The sequence below is a fragment of the Kitasatospora sp. NRRL B-11411 genome, from assembly GCF_000721345.1.
Classification (GTDB): Bacteria; Actinomycetota; Actinomycetes; order Streptomycetales; family Streptomycetaceae; genus Kitasatospora; species Kitasatospora cineracea.
Genome location: NZ_JOGH01000061.1, coordinates 1 through 15,413, shown reverse-complemented (window position 1 = coordinate 15,413; position 15,413 = coordinate 1). Strand labels below are relative to the sequence as shown.

Genomic DNA, 15,413 nt, shown 5'->3' with positions numbered 1-15,413 from the left:
CGGTGGCCACGCCGCCCGGCAGCTCCTTCTGTCCGTGGGATCTCCCCGACCCACGATTCGTGATCCGTGATCCGTGGTCATCCACAGTGCAAGACCGACTTTCAGCGCCCGGCCCGGTCCTCGTCGTCGTTCACGTCGCCGAGGTGCAGCGGAACCGGGCCGGGCCCCTCGCGCAGCAGGGCGGTGAGGCGGGCGGCCAGGTCGCGCGGGCGGACGGTGGCGTCGGTGGTGGCCAACTCCCGGACGGTCCACCAGTGGTGGCCGAACCTGGCTTCGACCGGGTCGACCCGGACGGCGGCGGTCTCGGCGGGGGTCAGGCGCAGCAGGCGGTACTCCTCCCACTGGCGGAAGGGGCGGCCGTCGAAGGTGAAGTCGGTGCGCCGGGTCCAGACCACCGGGCCGAGCCGTTCGGCGGGCAGGTCGAGCGCGGTCTCCTCGCGCAACTCCCGGACGGCGGCGGCCAACGCGTCCTCGCCCTCGTCCACGCCGCCGCCGACGGTGAACCACCAGCGCCCGCCGGCCGGCCGCGGGTCGCGGGCGCAGAGCAGCAGCAGCCGGTCCCGGTGGTCGAGCAGCAGGAGGCGCGAGGTATCCCGGACGGCGGGCGGGGTGGCTCCGGCGGGTGGGGTCACGGGGCGACCCTACCGGCCGGAGCCGGAGCCGGTGCGGGCGTCAGTCGACGATCTCCCAGGTCTCGTGCATCGAGGTGATCAGGCCGCCGGCGTCGGTCTCGTAGATGAAGAGGTTCCCGCACAGGTCGGCCGGGTGGTCGTCCGGCTTCGAGGTGTCGAAGCAGGGCTGGTGCAGCTTGGCGTAGTCGTCGAAGGTGGTCTTCCGGGCCTCGTAGCGCGGGTACGTCCCGGAGGGGTTGAGGCCCTTCGTGAACATGGTGACGGAGGCGCCGGAGGCGAACTTGTAGTAGGAGGAGACGCCGCCGCCGAGGTCCAGCTGGCGCCCGTACTTGTCGCAGGTGACCTTCGCCTGGGTGGCCTTGAGCTGCCCGGGGGCCGCGTTCTCGACCACCATGACCTTGTGGGTCTTGTAGAAGGCGGCGCAGCCGTTGACGTCGATGCTGGCCTTCTCGAACGCGGTCTCGTCGGCGGCGCTGACGGTCTGCCCGCCGGCCGGCGCGGCGGCCGTCTTGGAGGACCCGGCGGCCGGCTTGGACGCGGCGCCGGTCGGCGAGGCGGCACCGCTCGCGGCGGAACCGCCCGGGGTGCCGGTCGCGGCGGCGGTGGTGGGGCCGCCGTCCGAGGTGCCCTCCGGGTCGCAGCCGGTGACGGCCAGGGCGACGGTCAGCAGGGCTGCTGCGGCGGTGAGTTGACGGATGCGCATACTGGTTGGATCCCCCGTGAGACGGCTGTCGGTAGTGACGCTCCGAGAACATACCAATCCACCGCGACACCGACCGCCGGGGGTGCCGTCGCGGGTGCCACCGCGGGTGCTGGCGCCGGCGGCCGGGCGGAAGGAGCCGGGCGCGGGCGGTCAGGCGGCAGGGCCGAAGAGCTCGTCCAGGTGGTGGGTGAGGACGGAGAGGGCCTGCTCGCCGGTGCGTTGGCCGCCCAGGACGCTCTGGCCAAGGCCGTTGACCATGGCGGCAAGTCCGGCGGCGGTGATCATCGGGTCACGGGTGGCGGCGATCGCGCCGGACTCCCGGGCGGCGAGCAACTGCTTGGCCAGGAAGCCCTCCAGCAGGTCGGCCTGTCCGGTGCCGTGCTTGGCCAGCAGTTCGGGGTCGTTGAGCACCAGCGTGTAGTACGCGGTGTAGGTGCGGGCGATCCGGCGGCTCTCGGCGTCGGTGGGCAGGATGCAGGAGAGCACGGCGGTGACCAGTGCCCGCGGGGTGGGCGGGTGTCCGGCGGCGGTGATCCAGCGGGCCATCCGCTCCTGGAGCTGGGTGCCGAGGCGGGCCAGTGCGTCCAGCAGCAGACCCTCCTTGGTGTGGAAGTAGTACTGGACGAGGCGCAGTGAGACGCCGGCCTCGGTGGCGACGGCGCGCATGCTGGCGGACTGCAGCCCCTGGGTGTCGGCGATCCGGAGCAGTGCCTCGGCGATCTGCCGGCGGCGCTCCTCGTGCTCGGCCTTGGTGTTCATCGAGCCTCCCTGGTACACCCGTATCATGCCGTGATACAGATGTACCATGCGAATCAGCGCGTTCAAGAACCCCCGCTCCGCCGACCGCTTCCGGGCCGCCTACGACCGCGCCCTGGCCGCCCTGTGGCCCGGACCGCACACCCCGCACGACCTGCCCACCGCCTACGGCACCACCCGCGTCCTGCAGGCCGGACCCGACGCGGACGCCGCCACCGGACGCCTGATCGTGCTGCTCCCCGGCTCCGGCGGCAACGCCCTGATGTGGCACCACCAGCTCGACCGGCTCGCCCGTCACCACCGGGTGTTCGCCGTCGACCCGGTCGGCGAACCCGGCGCCAGCACCCAGAGCGCACCGATCGCCGACGGCCGGGACGCCGCCCGCTGGCTGGAGCAGGTGCTCGCCGGGCTCGACCTCGCCGACGCCCACCTGGTCGGCTGCTCCTACGGCGGCTGGGTCGCCCTCCAGCACCGGCTGCACCACCCCGGCCGGTCCGGCGCGCTCACCCTGCTCGACCCGGCCGGCTTCAACGGCTTCGGCCCCCGCTTCTACGCCTGGCTGATCGCGGGCGGCCTGGCCGCCTCCGCGCCCCGCGCGCTGCGCCCCCGGCTGGCCCGCGCGGTCGGCAACAGCGCCGTGCTGGAAGAGGAGTTGATGGGACTGGGCCGGGCGGCCCTGGGCTTCCGGCGGGCCCTGCCCGTCCCGCCCGTGCTCACCGACGGGGAACTGCGCCGGATCGGCGGCTCGTCGGCCCTGTTCCTGTTCGGCGCCCGCAGCGCCCTGCACGACGCCCGGGCCGTCGCCGAACGGATCGGACGGGTCCTGCCGGCCGCCCGGGTCGAGGTCGTTCCGGGCGCCGGTCACTCACTGCCGATGGACCGGCCCGGACTGGTCGCCGAACGCATCCTGGAAAATTCCTGACTGACCGTCAGGAAGTATCCCGGGCAAGGGAATTGTCCGCATCCACGGAGACCCGGTAGCACCCGAACAGCAGCACCGCGGAGGCCGCCTCCAGCACCAGGCCCGGGAGCGGGCCGGGCAGCGCCCGGTTCAGTGCGGCGTGCGCCAGCACCACCAGGCCGATCCGCACGGTGGAGCGCCAACTGCCGTGCAGCAGTTGCCAGGAGCGGCGCAGGTCGCGGCCCTCCAGCAGTACCGCCATCGGCAGCAGCGCGGCCACCGCCAGCAGGTACAGCGCGACCGGGTCGAGCAGTGGCAGCACCGGCCGCACCAGCAGGTCGTACCCGCCGGGCAGCAGCACGGACAGCAGCCAGGCCAGCCCGGGCAGGTCCACCGCGGCGCCCAGCAGGGCCAGCCGCAGCACCGGCCCCCGTTCGGCGCGGAACGCCGCGGGCAGGTCCGACTGCCCGGTCAGCAGGCGCAGTTGGGCGGACCAGCGCCAGGCCGACAGCGCCGCCCCGGCCGCGAACAGCAGCACCGCCGCGGCCTCGGGCGCGGCTCCGGACCGGCCGACCACGGAGGCCAGCACGTTCCCGGCGACCGCGAACACCAGGTCCACCAGCAGCAGTTGCCACCAGCAGGCGGCCGCCCGCTCCCGGACCACCGCCCACCACACCGGACCCCGCCACGCACCGTCGTCGACCACGCCCCGACGCTACCCGACCGCCCTCACCGCCCGAACGCCGCGTCCACCGGCGGGTACGCCGACCCCGCGCCGGCCGTCCCGCCCGCAGATCCGTCCGCCGATCCGTCCTCCGGCCCACCGTCCGACCCGCCCGGCCCGCCATTCGACCCGTCCGACCCGTCCGGTCCGACGGCGGCGGGGGAGCGGCGGTAGGTGGCGAACAGCAGCAGCAGGACCAGCAGGTGCACCGGCGCCGCCAGCGCGTCCACCGCGAACATGGCCACCAGCGACCGGCTCCGCCACAGCGCCTCGACGGACCACTGCTGCACCAGCAGCCCGGCCACGCACCCGAACAGCGCGATCGCGCACAGCCGCAGCGCCGTCGCCCAACCGCTGGACAGCAGCCGCCAGGCGGCCTGCAGCCCGCCGCCCGCCACGAAGACCGCGGCCGGCAGCGCCGCCGCCAACGCGCCTCCGAACGCCCCCAGGGCCAGCAGCGGCCAGCGCAACGGCCCGCGGAGCAGGTCGAAGTACAGGTCGGGGCGGAAGGCCGCGCACAGGTCGACCAGGGTCGGCACCGAGAGCAGCACCGACCAGCCCGCCATCAGCCCGAGCTGCCGCGGCGGCACCCGCAGCGCGGACCCCAGGCCCGGCCGGAAGGCCAGCAGCCGCAGCGCCACCCCGTACTCGAACGACACCAGCAGCGTCGCAACCGCGACGGACAGCAGCCGCAGCAGCCAGAACGCCGGGACCAGGCCCGCCACCACCACCCCGGCGGCGAGTTGCAGCACCGCCCCGACCGCCACCACCAGCAGCACCAGCGGCCCGCGGGCCACCGCCCGCTCCGCGAAGATCCCCCACCAACTCGCGCCGCCCGGGCGCACCCCCTCGATGATCATGGAGGGGAGGGTAGCGGAGAACTCCCCGGACGGCCGCCCCGCCAGCCGCCCCGCCCCGACCACCGTCCCCGTCTGCCCCTACGGGGCGTGCACGAGCTGGATCAGGTTCCCGCAGGTGTCGGCGAAGACCGCCGTCGTCACCGGCCCCGTCGCCAAGGGCTCCTGGGTGAACACCACGCCCAGGCCGCGCAGCCGCTCGTACTCGGCGGCCACGTCGTCCACCGCGAACGAGGCCGCCGGAATCCCGTCCTCCCGCAGCGCCGCCTTGTACGGCGGCACCGCCCGGTGGCCCGAGGGCTCCAGCAGCAGCTCGGTGCCGTCCGGCTGCTCGGGGGAGACCACCGTCAGCCACCGGGCACCCCCGCCGAGCGGCACGTCGTGCTTCTTCACGAAGCCCAGCACCTCGGTGTAGAAGGCCAGTGCCGCGGCCTGGTCCTCGACGAAGACCGAGGTGAGGTGGATGCGCATGCGGATCTCCTGCGGGAACGGAAGGGTCGGAACGCGGCCGCGGCACCACCGCCCGGTGGCGCCGTCCGGCCGAACATACCGCCCAGGTGCGACATTCCGGCCGAGGCCGCCCCCGAACCGAAGCGGGTCGGCCAGGGTCGGGACGGCAGTCGGCCAGGGTCAGGACGGCAGCCGGCCAGGGTCGGGACGGCAGCCGGCCGGGGTCAGGACGGCAGCCGGGCCGCGAGGGCGTCGAGCAGGAGGTCGAGGGCGAGCGGGTAGGCGCTGCGGCGCATGTCGGCGGCCAGCAGGTCGGCGGTGGCGGCGATGTGCGGGTGGGTGGCGGGGGAGAGGTCGCGGTAGGCGGTGTCCCAGACGCCGTGGTCGGCGTGCTGGGCGGTGGCGGGCAGGGCGAGCGCGGCGGAGTCGAGGACGGCGAAGCCCAGGGCCTGGTCGATGAAGGCGTGGTAGAGGCCGACCGCGTCGGGGTCGGGGAAGCCCGCCTCGCGCAGGATGCCGAGCATGGTCTCGATGGCGCGGATCTCGTTGGCCCGGCCGGTGGTGCGGTAGGCGGCGAGGACGGCGGCCTGCGGGTGGGCGAGCGAGTGGGCGTGGATGCGCAGGCCGACCTCGCGCAGGTCGGCGCGCCAGTCGCCGGTGGGCCGCCAGCCGTGCAGGCCGAGGCCGATGAGCTCGTCGGCCACGGCCAGCAGCAGGTCGTCGGCGCTGTGGAAGTAGCGGTAGATCGCACTGGGGTCGGCGCCGAGCGCGAGGCCCAGGCGGCGGACGGTGAACGCCTGGGCGCCGTGCTCCCCGACCAGGCGCAGCGCGGTGTCGACGATGACCTGCTCGGAGAGCACGGTGCCGTGCTTGGTGGGGCGCCGGCGGCGGCGTTCGGCCTCGGGGACGACTCGGTCGGTCATGGGCCGGGATCCTAGGGCACCCGCCCTTACGACAACAGCATTGACGTGTTGCGGCGGCCCCCGGTTTCATGGCGTCCCTACCGGCGCTTCCCCGCCGCGATCCCCCCGCGCCCCCCATCCGGCGCACCCCCCCGTTTCGGACGTCCGCCCCGCTGCGGACGCCCGCTCCCCGTCCCCCACGACTCCCTCGGTGGTGATCCTTTGGCAACGACGGTCAAGGACCGGGGCCCCGTCCCCGACGGCGGCAACCCCGGCAACGGCAGCAAGGGCAGCAACAGCAACGGCCCGGACGCGATGCGCAGGTCGGTCGGTGTCGGCGCGGTGGTGGTGATCGCCGCGTCCAGCACGGCCGCCACCACCTCGATCGGCATCGGACTGGGCCTGATGGCGGGCGTGGTCGGCCTGCACCTGCCGGCCATCATGCTGCTGGCGTTCCTCCCGGTGCTCGGCATCGCCGCGGGCTACGGGCGGCTCAACCGGGTCGAACCGGACGCGGGCAGCTCCTACCGCTGGGTCGGCAAGGCGCTGCACCCGTGGCTGGGCTTCCTGACCGGCTGGGTCAACATCGTCACCACCGTGGTCTTCATGGCGTACACCACCACCGTCACCGGCTCGGCGATCATCCAGCTGGCCGGGAAGGCCGGGCTGCGCTCGCTGCCCGGGGTGGCGCTGGACCCGGACTCCAGCCTGCAGTGCACGCTGATCGGCATGCTGGTGCTGCTCACCGCGACGGTGGTGGCGGTGCGCGGCCTGGACCTGGCGGCCAGGCTGCAGAAGTACCTGCTGGTCTTCGAGTACGCGGTGCTGCTCGCGTTCTGCGGCTACGGCCTGTTCGCGGGCGACCAGCCGTTCAGCCTGTCCTGGTACGACCCGTTCGAGATCCCGTCGGCGGCGGCGCTCGCCCAGGGCATGGTGCTGGCGGTGTTCTGCTACTGGGGCTTCGAGTCGGTGTTCAGCGTCGGCGAGGAGGTGCACGACCCGAAGGACGCCACCCGGGGCGGGTTCCTGTCGCTGCTGCTGATGCTCGGGCTGTTCCTGTTCGCCGGTACGGCCTTCCAACGGGTGCTGCCGATCGGCGAGTTGGCCGACAACGGGGCCACCGGGCTGGCCTACTTCGCGGAGAAGCTCGCCGACCAGCCGCTGGCCGCGCTGCCCCTGGTCGCGCTGACCTTCTCGGCCGCCGCCTCGCTGCAGGCCGCGGTCATCCCCACCGCCCGCGGCACCTACGCGATGGGCCGCGACGGCACCCTCGGCCGGGTCTGGACCCGGCTGCACCCGCGCTACCGCACCCCCGCCACCGGTACCTGGCTGATCACCGGGATCTCGTTGGCGCTGGCCGGCCTGTCGCTGGTCATCCCGACCGTGACCGAGCTGATCTCGGCGACCGTCAACGCCATCGGCATCGTCGTCGCGCTCTACTACGCGCTGGTGGCGATCGCCTCCGCGGTGCGCTTCCGGCACCTGCTGCGCGAGGACCTCGCCGAGGGCCTCCGGGCGGTGGTCGCGCCGCTGCTGGGCGCGATCGTGCTGCTGCTGGTCGGCGGCTACCTGGCCTGGACGTTCTACGACGGCACCGACCACTTCGAACTCGCCGCCGACAACGGCTGGTTCGAGCTGACCGTGCCGGTCCTGATGATCGGCTCCGGCCTGCTCGCCGCCGCCTGGTCGCGCTGGGTCCGCCGCTCGCCGTACTTCACCGGCACCCCCGACCGGGCCCCCGACCCGACCTCCGACCCGTCACCCACCCCAACCCCCACTCCGACCAACCCCGTGGCCGCCACGGACAACTGACGGACCGTCAACTCCCGTACCACGCACCGAGAACGGAGCACCACCCATGAACCGTGCCGACCTGGTCCTCACCGGCGGGCCGATCCACACCGGCGACGCCGCCCGCACCCGGGCGACCGCGCTGGCCGTCACCGGCGAGCGGATCACCGCCGTGGGCCACGACGAGGTGCGGGAGTTGATCGGGCCGGACACCGAAGTCGTCGACCTGCACGGCAAGTTGCTGGTCGCCGGCTTCCAGGACGCCCACGTGCACGCCGTCTACGGCGGCCTCGAAATGGCCGCCTGCGACCTCACCGGCACCGTCACCACCGCCGACTACCTGGCCCGGATCGCCGAGTACGCCGCCGCCCACCCCGAGCGGGAGTGGATCACCGGCGGCGGCTGGTCGCTGGAGAGCTTCGACGGCGGCCTGCCCACCCGCCAACTCCTCGACTCCGTCGTCCCCGACCGCCCGGTCCTGCTCGCCAACCGCGACCACCACGGCGCCTGGGCCAACACCCGCGCCCTGGAGGCCGCCGGACTCACCCGCGACACCCCCGACCCCGCCGACGGCCGGATCGAACGCGAACCCGACGGCACCCCCAGCGGCATGCTCCAGGAGGGCGCCGTCGGTCTGGTCGGCCGGCACGCCCCCGCCCCCACCACCGCCGACCGCCTCGACGGCCTGCTGCGCGCCCAGGCGATGCTGCACTCGCTCGGCATCACCGCCTGGCAGGACGCCCTGCTCGGCGAGTTCGGCGGCAACCCGGACCCGTCCGACGCCTACCTGACCGCCGCCCAGGACGGCACCCTCACCGCCCGGGTGGTCGGCGCCCTGTGGTGGGACCGCGAACGCGGCGCCGAACAGATCCCCGAACTCGTCGCCCGCCGCGCGAAGTTCAGCCACGGCCGGTTCCGGGCCGGCTCGGTCAAGATCATGCAGGACGGCATCGCGGAGAACTTCACCGCCGCCCTCACCGCCCCCTACCTGGACGGCTGCGGCTGCGCCACCGGCAACAGCGGCCTCAGCTTCGTCGACCCGGAGGCGCTGAAGCGGCACGTCACCGCCCTGGACGCGCTCGACTTCCAGGTCCACTTCCACGCCCTCGGCGACCGCGCCGTCCGCGAGGCGCTGGACGCGGTCGAGGCCGCGATCGCCGCCAACGGCCGCCGCGGCAACCGCCACCACCTGGCCCACCTCCAGGTCGTCCACCCCGACGACCTGGCCCGGTTCGCCGCCCTCGGCGCGATCGCCAACATCCAGCCGCTGTGGGCCGCCCACGAACCCCAGATGGACCAGCTCACCATCCCCTTCCTCGGCCCCGAACGCGCCGCCTGGCAGTACCCGTTCGGCACCCTGCAGCGCACCGGCGCCACCCTCGCCGCGGGCAGCGACTGGCCGGTCTCCAGCCCCGTCCCGATCGACGGCCTGCACGTCGCCGTCAACCGCCGCGAACCCGGCGCCGCCCCCGACACCCCCGTCTTCCTGCCCGGACAGCGCCTCGACCTGGCCACCGCCCTCGCCGCCTACACCGCCGGCACCGCCCACCTCAACGGCCTCGACGACACCGGCGTGCTGCGCCCCGGCAACCTCGCCGACCTGGTCGTGCTGGACCGCGACCCGTTCGCCGCACCCGCCGAGGAGATCGCCGAGACCCGCGTCCTGCGCACCTACGTCGGCGGCACCGCTGTGCACGTCGCCGAGTGACCCCCGGACACCCTGTCAGGACCGGGCCGGCCGGCCTGGCAGGGTGTCCGTTGCCCGGGCCCGGACCGGCCGGTTAGCGTCCCCCCACGCACTCCTCCCGGAAGCAGGGCACAGCACCATGACCACCGTCAACGGCGGCGTCTCCTTCTGGTACGCGGCTACCGGCCTGCCCGAGCGCGGCGCCCCGCTGGACGGCGACCTCGACGCCGACGTCTGCGTGGTCGGCGGCGGCTACACCGGGCTGTGGACGGCCTACTACCTCAAGCAGGCCGCACCCGACCTCGAAATCGCCCTGCTGGAAGCCGAGTTCTGCGGCTACGGGGCCTCCGGCCGGAACGGCGGCTGGCTGTACAACGGCATCGCCGGCCGCAGCCGCTACGCCCGGCTGCACGGCGAGGACGCTGCCCGCCGGCTCCAACTCGCCATGAACGACACGGTGTCGGAGACCCTGCGGGCCGCCGCGGCCGAGGGCATCGACTGCGACGCGCACCGCGGCGGCGTCCTGGAGATCGCCACCACCCCCGCCCAACTCGCCCGCCTGAAGGCCCGGTTCGCCCACGAGCAGGCGTTCGGCGCGGACGAGGTGCACCTGCTGGACGCCGCCGGAGCCGCCGAACGCCTCTACGTGCCCGGCACCCTGGGGGCCACCTGGAGCCCCTGCGGCGCCCGGGTGCACCCCGCCAAACTGGTCCTCGGCCTGGCCGCCGCCGTCCGCCGGCTCGGCGTCCGGGTGTACGAGTCGACGCCCGTCACCGCGATCGCCCCCGGCCGGGCCGTCACCGCGCACGGCACCGTGACGGCCCGCGCGGTGCTCCGCTGCACCGAGGGCTTCACCGCCGAACTGGCCGGGCAGAAGCGCAGTTGGCTGCCGATGAACTCCTCGATGATCGCCACCGAACCGCTGCCCGCCGAGGTCTGGGAGGCGATCGGCTGGCAGGACCGCGAGGTGCTCGGCGACGAGGCGCACGCCTACATGTACGCCCAGCGCACCGCCGACGACCGGATCGCCCTCGGCGGCCGCGGACACCCCTACCGGTACGGCTCCCGGATCGACCGGGACGGCGCCACCCCCGACGGCACGGTCGCCCAACTCCGGGAGATCCTGGCCCGGATGTTCCCCGCCGCCGCCGACGCCCGGATCGACCACGCCTGGTCCGGCGTGCTCGGCGTCCCCCGCGACTGGTGCGCCACCGTCGACCTCGACCCCGCCACCGGCCTCGGCTTCGCCGGCGGCTACGTCGGCAGCGGCGTCGCCACCACCAACCTGGCCGGCCGCACCCTGCGCGACCTGACGCTCCGTCACCTCGGGCGCGGCGCCGACACCGCACTCACCGCCCTGCCCTGGGTCGGCCACCGCGTCCGCCGCTGGGAACCCGAACCGGCCCGCTGGCTCGGCGTCCACGCCCTCTACGCCGTCTACCGCCACGCCGACCGCCGCGAACACGCCGCCACCTCCCCGCTCGCCACCCTCGCCGACCGGATCTCCGGCCGCGGCTGACCCCCGCGACGGCTGCCGCCCGCCCCGGCCAGTGACCGGAACGGGCGGAACGTCACACCACCGTTCGGCGGCGCCTAGTTGTACCAGGCGCTGCCCTTCTGGGGGTCGACCCCGTTGGAGATCGAGATGGCGACCTGGTGCGTGGCGTCGTGGTAGTAGGAGCCGGTCGAGGCGGACGAGTTGTTCTGGACGCTGAGGCTCTGGGAGACCTGGCCGCCCGTCGAGGTGTTCCGCTCCCAGAACGTCAGCCAGCAGGTGCGGCCGGAGTTCGACTGCAGCGTGGCGGTGGCCCAGTTGGACGATCCGCCGCCGCTCAGGTAGAGCACGCCCTTGCAGCCGGGCACTTCGAGGGTCACCGTGCCGGTCGTTCCCGCGTGCGCGGTTCCCGCCATGCCCAGGACGGCCAGCAGGCCGGTCCCGACCGTCAGCGCCGCGGCCTTCTTCAACGAACGAGCCATCAATTCCTCCCCTGGAGAACAGAGTTCGGTTCCCCGCCGGTACATCGGCGGCACACCCAGACTGCTGTCCGGGCCGGCCGGGGTCACGTTTCCCGGACGAATCCGTACAGCGGACGCCGCCCCCGACCGACGGTTCGGAACCTGCCGGACGCGCCGCTGCCGCCCCTAGTGCCGCGTCAGGCAACCTTCGCCCGTCGCGACGCCCGGCACGCACTCTCGCCGCACCGGCCGAAAACCCAAGTACATCCAGTACGAGGGCTTCCGGCCGGCACGCCGAGAGCACGCACCGGACGCCGCTCCTTCACGGCGAAGGTTGCCTGACGCGGCACTAGAATCCGGAGGCGGCCGGGAGCGGCCGGGGCGAGGGTTCACGGGGGTGGGAGCGCCATGGCGGTCGGCACGGGGGAACGGCGGGGCGAGCTGCCGGATCCGGCGGGCGCCGCCGATCTGGCCGAGTTCGTCGGTCTGTTGGGCGAACTGCGGGCGTGGGCGGGGATGCCCTCGTACCGTTCGCTGGCCCGGCGGGTCGGGCCGTTGCTGCGGCCGGCCCGCGAGGTGTCGGCGTCCACGCTCGCGGACGTCTTCAAGCCGGGGCGCCGCCGACTGGACCTCGACCTGGTCACGGCGCTGGTGCGGGCGCTGGGTGCGGGCGAGGACGAGGTCGGACGCTGGCGGGCGAGCGGCGTCCGGGTGCATCGGGAGGCGAAGTCCGGCGGCCCGACCGGGGTGCTGCACCAACTCCCGGCAGACCTGGCGGTGTTCACCGGCCGGGAACGGGAACTCCAGGACCTGCTGGCCGCGGCTCCCCGGCCGGGCTCCCCGGCCGCCACCGTGGTGATCTCCTCGATCGAGGGGATGGGCGGAGTCGGCAAGACCCGGCTCGCCGTGCATGCCGCCCACCTCCTGGTCCGCGCCGGGCGCTTCGCGGACGTCCAGCTGTACGTGAACCTGTACGGCTTCGACCCCGAACGGGAGCCCGCCGACCCCGCGGAGGTACTGGCGTCGTTCCTGCGCCAGCTGGGCGTGCCGGCCGCTTCGGTGCCGTCCGGGGCGGACGAGCGGGCGGCGATGTTCCGGGACCGGCTGAAGGACCGGGCGGCGCTCCTCCTCCTCGACAACGCCGAGGACGAGGAGCAGGTCCGGGACCTGATCCCGGCCCACCCCGGTTGCCTGGTGCTGGTGACCGGCAGGCGCAGCCTGGCGGGCCTGGACGGCGCCCGGATCCACCAGCTGGACGTCCTCGAGGACGCCGAGGCGGTCGAGTTGCTGGCGGCCGTCGCCGGCCGGGAGCGGATCGATGCCGACCGCGCTGCCTCGGCGCGGGTCGCCCGGGCCTGCGGCAACCTCCCGCTGGCGCTGACCATCGCCGGGGCCCGGCTGAAGGCCCGGCCGGCCTGGACCGCCGCCGACCTGCTGGTGTACCTGGACCGGGGCGGTCTGGACGCGATGACGGTCGGCCGGCGCTCGCTGCGCCCGGTGTTCGATCTGTCCCTGGCGGCGCTGCCCCGGCCCGCCCGGCTGCTGTTCCTGCTGCTGGGCATCCAGCCGGGGGCCGATGTGACCGCGGAGGCGGCGGCGGCCTTGGCCGGTGTCACGGTGGGGACGGCGCGGGCCACGCTGGAGGCGCTCTGCGACGAGTACCTGCTGCTCCAACTGGCGCCCGGGCGTTTCGAACTCCACGACATCCTGCGCGCCTACGCGTCGGAGACGGCCGCCGACCGGCTGCCCGCGGGCGACCGCGAACGGGCGGTGGGCCGACTGCTGGACTGGTACGGAGGGACGGCCGAGGCCGCCGCGACCGCACTGCTGCCCTCGCTGGGCATGCCGTCCCCCACCCGGTCCGGCCCCGGGACACCGGGCCCGGACCCGCGCCACCCCGGGACACCGGGCCCGGACCCGCGCCACCCCGGGCCGCCCGTGACGCAGTTCGTCGACCGGGGGGCCGCCGTCGCCTGGTTGGAGGCCGAGCACGGGAACCTCCTCGCGGCGGCGGCCGCCGCGCGGGCCGCCGGTCACCCCGCGGCGGCCTGGCGGATCCCGGCCGCCGCATCGGTGCTGCGCGCCGTGAACCAGAACTGGCCCGCGTGCGAGGCCCTGCTGGCCGGCGCGCTGGCCGAGGTCCTCCGCACCGGCGACCTCGCCGCACAGGCGTGGCTCCGGAACCGGCTGGGTGCGACCGCCACCGAGCTGGGCCGGACCGGCGAAGCCGAGGAGATGTTCACCGAGGCCCTCGCTGCCCGCCGCGCGCTCGGGGACCGGGACGGGGAGGCCGCGGTGCTCAACAACCTCGTGATCTTCTACAGCCGTACCGACCGCCCCCGGACCGGTCTCGAACACGCTTCCCTGGCACTGGAACTGGCTCGGGAACAGGGCAACACCGACCGGGAGGCATCGGCCCTCAACGCGATGGCGGCCTGCCAGTCCGCGCTGGGCCGCAACGCGGCCGCACTGGAGCTGATGCAACAGGTGGTGGCGATCCGCGAGTCGCGCGGCGACGGCTACCGTCTGGGCCTGGCGTACATCCTCACCGGTTCCCGGCACCACGACCTGGGCCAGTTCGAGGAAGCGGCCGCCTGCAACACCAGGGCCCGGGAGATCGCGCGCCGCAGCGGCGACCGTTTCGGGGAGGGGGAGGCGCTCCTCGGCCTGGCGAAGTCCCTGCTCGGCCAGGGCCGCCCGGCGCCCGCCCGGGACTGCCTGCGCGAAGCGGTCGCCGTATTCGACGAGTTGGCGGCCGAACCCTACCTGGCCGAAGCCCGCCGACTGCTCACGGTCACCGTCCACTGACAGCCCGTGGCACGGGCCGGAGGTCCCGCGACCGCTGCGGCGGCCGCTCCGCCGCAGGCCCCGGTCGGCCACCGGGAAAACCCTTCGCACACCTGTCGCACGGACGTGATAGGAATCTCGATCCGGGGAGTGCCACGCGCCCCCGCGGGAACGCATCGCACTTCGGAGGGGACCCGGGAATGGGACTGTTCGCACGGCTGCTCGGCCGCCGCGACACCGGCGAGGACCGGTCGGCCGGGACGGGCGCCCGGCGCCCGGTCATCGACCCGGCCCACGGCGACGCCGACCTGACCAGGCTGCGCGCCGCCGTCGCGGCCGGCTCCTGGGACGACGCCCGGGGCGTCCTCGACACCGCCGCCGGGCAGGACGACCTGACCCTGATGGTCGAGGCCGTCGCCGACACCACCGGCGCCGAGACCCTGCTCGCCGAGGCCCTGCGGGCCGCCCCCGACGACCCGCTGCTGCAGCTCGCCCAGGGCGCCCGGCACGTCAGCTGGGCCTGGGAGGCCCGCACCGGCGCCCGGGCCAAGCACGTGAGCGAGGAGCAGTGGAAGCTGTTCCACGCACGGCTGGAGAGCGCCGAGGAGCACCTGTTCCGGGCCGCCGAACTCGACCCCGGACTGCTCGGCCCCTGGTACTTCCTGCAGATCAGCGGCCGCGGCGCCTCACTCGACCGGAACTCCGCCCGCCACCGCTTCGAGGCCGCGCTGCGCCGCAGCCCCGGCCACGTCCCCTCGCACCGCCAGCGCCTGCAGCAGCTGTGCGAGAAGTGGCAGGGCTCGCACGAGGAGATGCACGCCTTCGCCCGGGCGTCGATGCTCGCCGCCCCCGAGGGCAGCGCGATGGGCCAGCTGGTCGCCCGCGCCCACATCGAGCACTGGCTGTCGCTGCCGGTCGAGGAGGACGCCGCGTACATCGGGCAGGAGCACGTCCGCGCGCAGCTGCACGAGGCCGCCGACCGCTCGGTCCGGCACCCCGGCTACGTCCGCGGCCGGGACTGGCCGGTCGCCCACAACGAGTTCGCCATGGCGTTCGCGCTCTCCGGGCAGCCCGCCGCCGCGCACCTGCTGTTCGGCGAACTCGGCGACCGGGTGACCGAACTGCCCTGGGCCTACTGGGGCGACCCGGTGGAGGTGTACCAGCGCATTCGCCTGCAGTGCGCCGGCCACTGACCGCCGCCACCCGAACGCCGCAGGCCCCGCCCCGCCCCCCCGCCGCCCCCCCCCCCCCCCCCCCAAACCGCCGC

14 protein-coding genes are annotated in these 15,413 nt (G+C 74.7%); 6 read left to right on the top strand and 8 right to left on the bottom strand.

The window, feature by feature from the left end:
* Positions 1-101: 101 nt before the first annotated feature.
* The 3 genes from IH44_RS0124410 to IH44_RS0124400 all read right to left on the bottom strand — a co-directional run bounded on the left by IH44_RS0124410 (position 102) and on the right by IH44_RS0124400 (position 2,094).
* Positions 102-632, bottom strand: coding sequence for an NUDIX hydrolase (locus IH44_RS0124410; protein WP_030461852.1), 531 nt, complete (start codon positions 630-632; stop codon positions 102-104).
* A 40-nt stretch (positions 633-672) separates the two neighbouring features.
* The gene (locus tag IH44_RS0124405; RefSeq protein WP_030461851.1) at positions 673-1,335 is read right to left on the bottom strand and encodes a hypothetical protein; all 663 of its coding nucleotides are present in this window, start codon (positions 1,333-1,335) and stop codon (positions 673-675) included.
* 150 nt (positions 1,336-1,485) lie between these two features.
* A complete protein-coding gene (locus IH44_RS0124400; RefSeq protein ID WP_030461850.1) occupies positions 1,486-2,094 on the bottom strand; it encodes a TetR/AcrR family transcriptional regulator in 609 nt (202 codons plus the stop codon).
* A gap of 46 nt (positions 2,095-2,140) precedes the next feature.
* Here IH44_RS0124400 and IH44_RS0124395 point away from each other — a divergent pair, with 46 nt between their 5' ends.
* On the top strand, positions 2,141-3,013 hold the full coding sequence (locus IH44_RS0124395; RefSeq protein WP_030461849.1) for an alpha/beta fold hydrolase: 873 nt from the start codon (positions 2,141-2,143) through the stop codon (positions 3,011-3,013).
* A 7-nt stretch (positions 3,014-3,020) separates the two neighbouring features.
* Here the strand turns inward: IH44_RS0124395 and IH44_RS0124390 are convergent, their stop codons facing one another.
* From IH44_RS0124390 to IH44_RS0124375, 4 genes are all read right to left on the bottom strand, one after another.
* Positions 3,021-3,698, bottom strand: coding sequence for a hypothetical protein (locus IH44_RS0124390; RefSeq protein WP_030461848.1), 678 nt, complete (start codon positions 3,696-3,698; stop codon positions 3,021-3,023).
* 23 nt (positions 3,699-3,721) lie between these two features.
* Positions 3,722-4,576 (bottom strand): hypothetical protein, encoded by an 855-nt coding sequence (locus tag IH44_RS0124385; protein WP_030461847.1) that lies wholly within the window; start codon positions 4,574-4,576, stop codon positions 3,722-3,724.
* A 78-nt stretch (positions 4,577-4,654) separates the two neighbouring features.
* Positions 4,655-5,044, bottom strand: a complete 390-nt coding sequence (locus tag IH44_RS0124380) for a VOC family protein (RefSeq protein ID WP_030461846.1) — start codon at positions 5,042-5,044, stop codon at positions 4,655-4,657.
* Positions 5,045-5,247: 203 nt separating this feature from the next.
* Complete coding sequence (locus IH44_RS0124375; protein WP_030461845.1) at positions 5,248-5,946, bottom strand: TetR/AcrR family transcriptional regulator; 699 nt, start codon at positions 5,944-5,946, stop codon at positions 5,248-5,250.
* A gap of 201 nt (positions 5,947-6,147) precedes the next feature.
* On the opposite strand from IH44_RS0124375, the gene IH44_RS0124370 reads away from it, so the two are divergent.
* The 3 genes from IH44_RS0124370 to IH44_RS0124360 all read left to right on the top strand — a co-directional run bounded on the left by IH44_RS0124370 (position 6,148) and on the right by IH44_RS0124360 (position 10,922).
* Positions 6,148-7,737 carry an APC family permease gene (locus IH44_RS0124370; protein ID WP_369794986.1) on the top strand — a complete coding sequence of 530 codons (1,590 nt, stop codon included), beginning with the start codon at positions 6,148-6,150 and terminating at the stop codon, positions 7,735-7,737.
* A 46-nt stretch (positions 7,738-7,783) separates the two neighbouring features.
* On the top strand, positions 7,784-9,424 hold the full coding sequence (locus IH44_RS0124365) for an amidohydrolase (protein ID WP_030461843.1): 1,641 nt from the start codon (positions 7,784-7,786) through the stop codon (positions 9,422-9,424).
* A gap of 118 nt (positions 9,425-9,542) precedes the next feature.
* Complete coding sequence (locus IH44_RS0124360; RefSeq protein ID WP_030461842.1) at positions 9,543-10,922, top strand: FAD-binding oxidoreductase; 1,380 nt, start codon at positions 9,543-9,545, stop codon at positions 10,920-10,922.
* Positions 10,923-10,996: 74 nt separating this feature from the next.
* Here IH44_RS0124360 and IH44_RS0124355 read toward each other — a convergent pair whose 3' ends face one another.
* A complete protein-coding gene (locus IH44_RS0124355) occupies positions 10,997-11,380 on the bottom strand; it encodes a hypothetical protein (protein WP_157852450.1) in 384 nt (127 codons plus the stop codon).
* A gap of 387 nt (positions 11,381-11,767) precedes the next feature.
* On the opposite strand from IH44_RS0124355, the gene IH44_RS0124350 reads away from it, so the two are divergent.
* Both IH44_RS0124350 and IH44_RS0124345 read left to right on the top strand, forming a co-directional pair.
* Entirely contained in the window at positions 11,768-14,167 is a 2,400-nt protein-coding gene (locus tag IH44_RS0124350) for a tetratricopeptide repeat protein (RefSeq protein WP_030461840.1), read from the top strand.
* A gap of 179 nt (positions 14,168-14,346) precedes the next feature.
* The gene (locus IH44_RS0124345; protein WP_051817270.1) at positions 14,347-15,339 is read left to right on the top strand and encodes a hypothetical protein; all 993 of its coding nucleotides are present in this window, start codon (positions 14,347-14,349) and stop codon (positions 15,337-15,339) included.
* The last annotated feature ends 74 nt before the right edge of the window (positions 15,340-15,413 follow it).

What these genes read in the sequence shown, in the direction of transcription:
- IH44_RS0124405 (WP_030461851.1), bottom strand. Translation starts at nt 1,335, where the DNA reads ATGCGCATCCGTCAACTCACCGCCGCAGCAGCCCTGCTGACCGTCGCC.
- IH44_RS0124400 (WP_030461850.1), bottom strand. Translation starts at nt 2,094, where the DNA reads ATGAACACCAAGGCCGAGCACGAGGAGCGCCGCCGGCAGATCGCCGAG.
- IH44_RS0124395 (WP_030461849.1), top strand. Translation starts at nt 2,141, where the DNA reads ATGCGAATCAGCGCGTTCAAGAACCCCCGCTCCGCCGACCGCTTCCGG.
- IH44_RS0124385 (WP_030461847.1), bottom strand. Translation starts at nt 4,576, where the DNA reads ATGATCATCGAGGGGGTGCGCCCGGGCGGCGCGAGTTGGTGGGGGATC.
- IH44_RS0124380 (WP_030461846.1), bottom strand. Translation starts at nt 5,044, where the DNA reads ATGCGCATCCACCTCACCTCGGTCTTCGTCGAGGACCAGGCCGCGGCA.
- IH44_RS0124375 (WP_030461845.1), bottom strand. Translation starts at nt 5,946, where the DNA reads ATGACCGACCGAGTCGTCCCCGAGGCCGAACGCCGCCGCCGGCGCCCC.
- IH44_RS0124365 (WP_030461843.1), top strand. Translation starts at nt 7,784, where the DNA reads ATGAACCGTGCCGACCTGGTCCTCACCGGCGGGCCGATCCACACCGGC.
- IH44_RS0124360 (WP_030461842.1), top strand. Translation starts at nt 9,543, where the DNA reads ATGACCACCGTCAACGGCGGCGTCTCCTTCTGGTACGCGGCTACCGGC.
- IH44_RS0124355 (WP_157852450.1), bottom strand. Translation starts at nt 11,380, where the DNA reads ATGGCTCGTTCGTTGAAGAAGGCCGCGGCGCTGACGGTCGGGACCGGC.
- IH44_RS0124350 (WP_030461840.1), top strand. Translation starts at nt 11,768, where the DNA reads ATGGCGGTCGGCACGGGGGAACGGCGGGGCGAGCTGCCGGATCCGGCG.
- IH44_RS0124345 (WP_051817270.1), top strand. Translation starts at nt 14,347, where the DNA reads ATGGGACTGTTCGCACGGCTGCTCGGCCGCCGCGACACCGGCGAGGAC.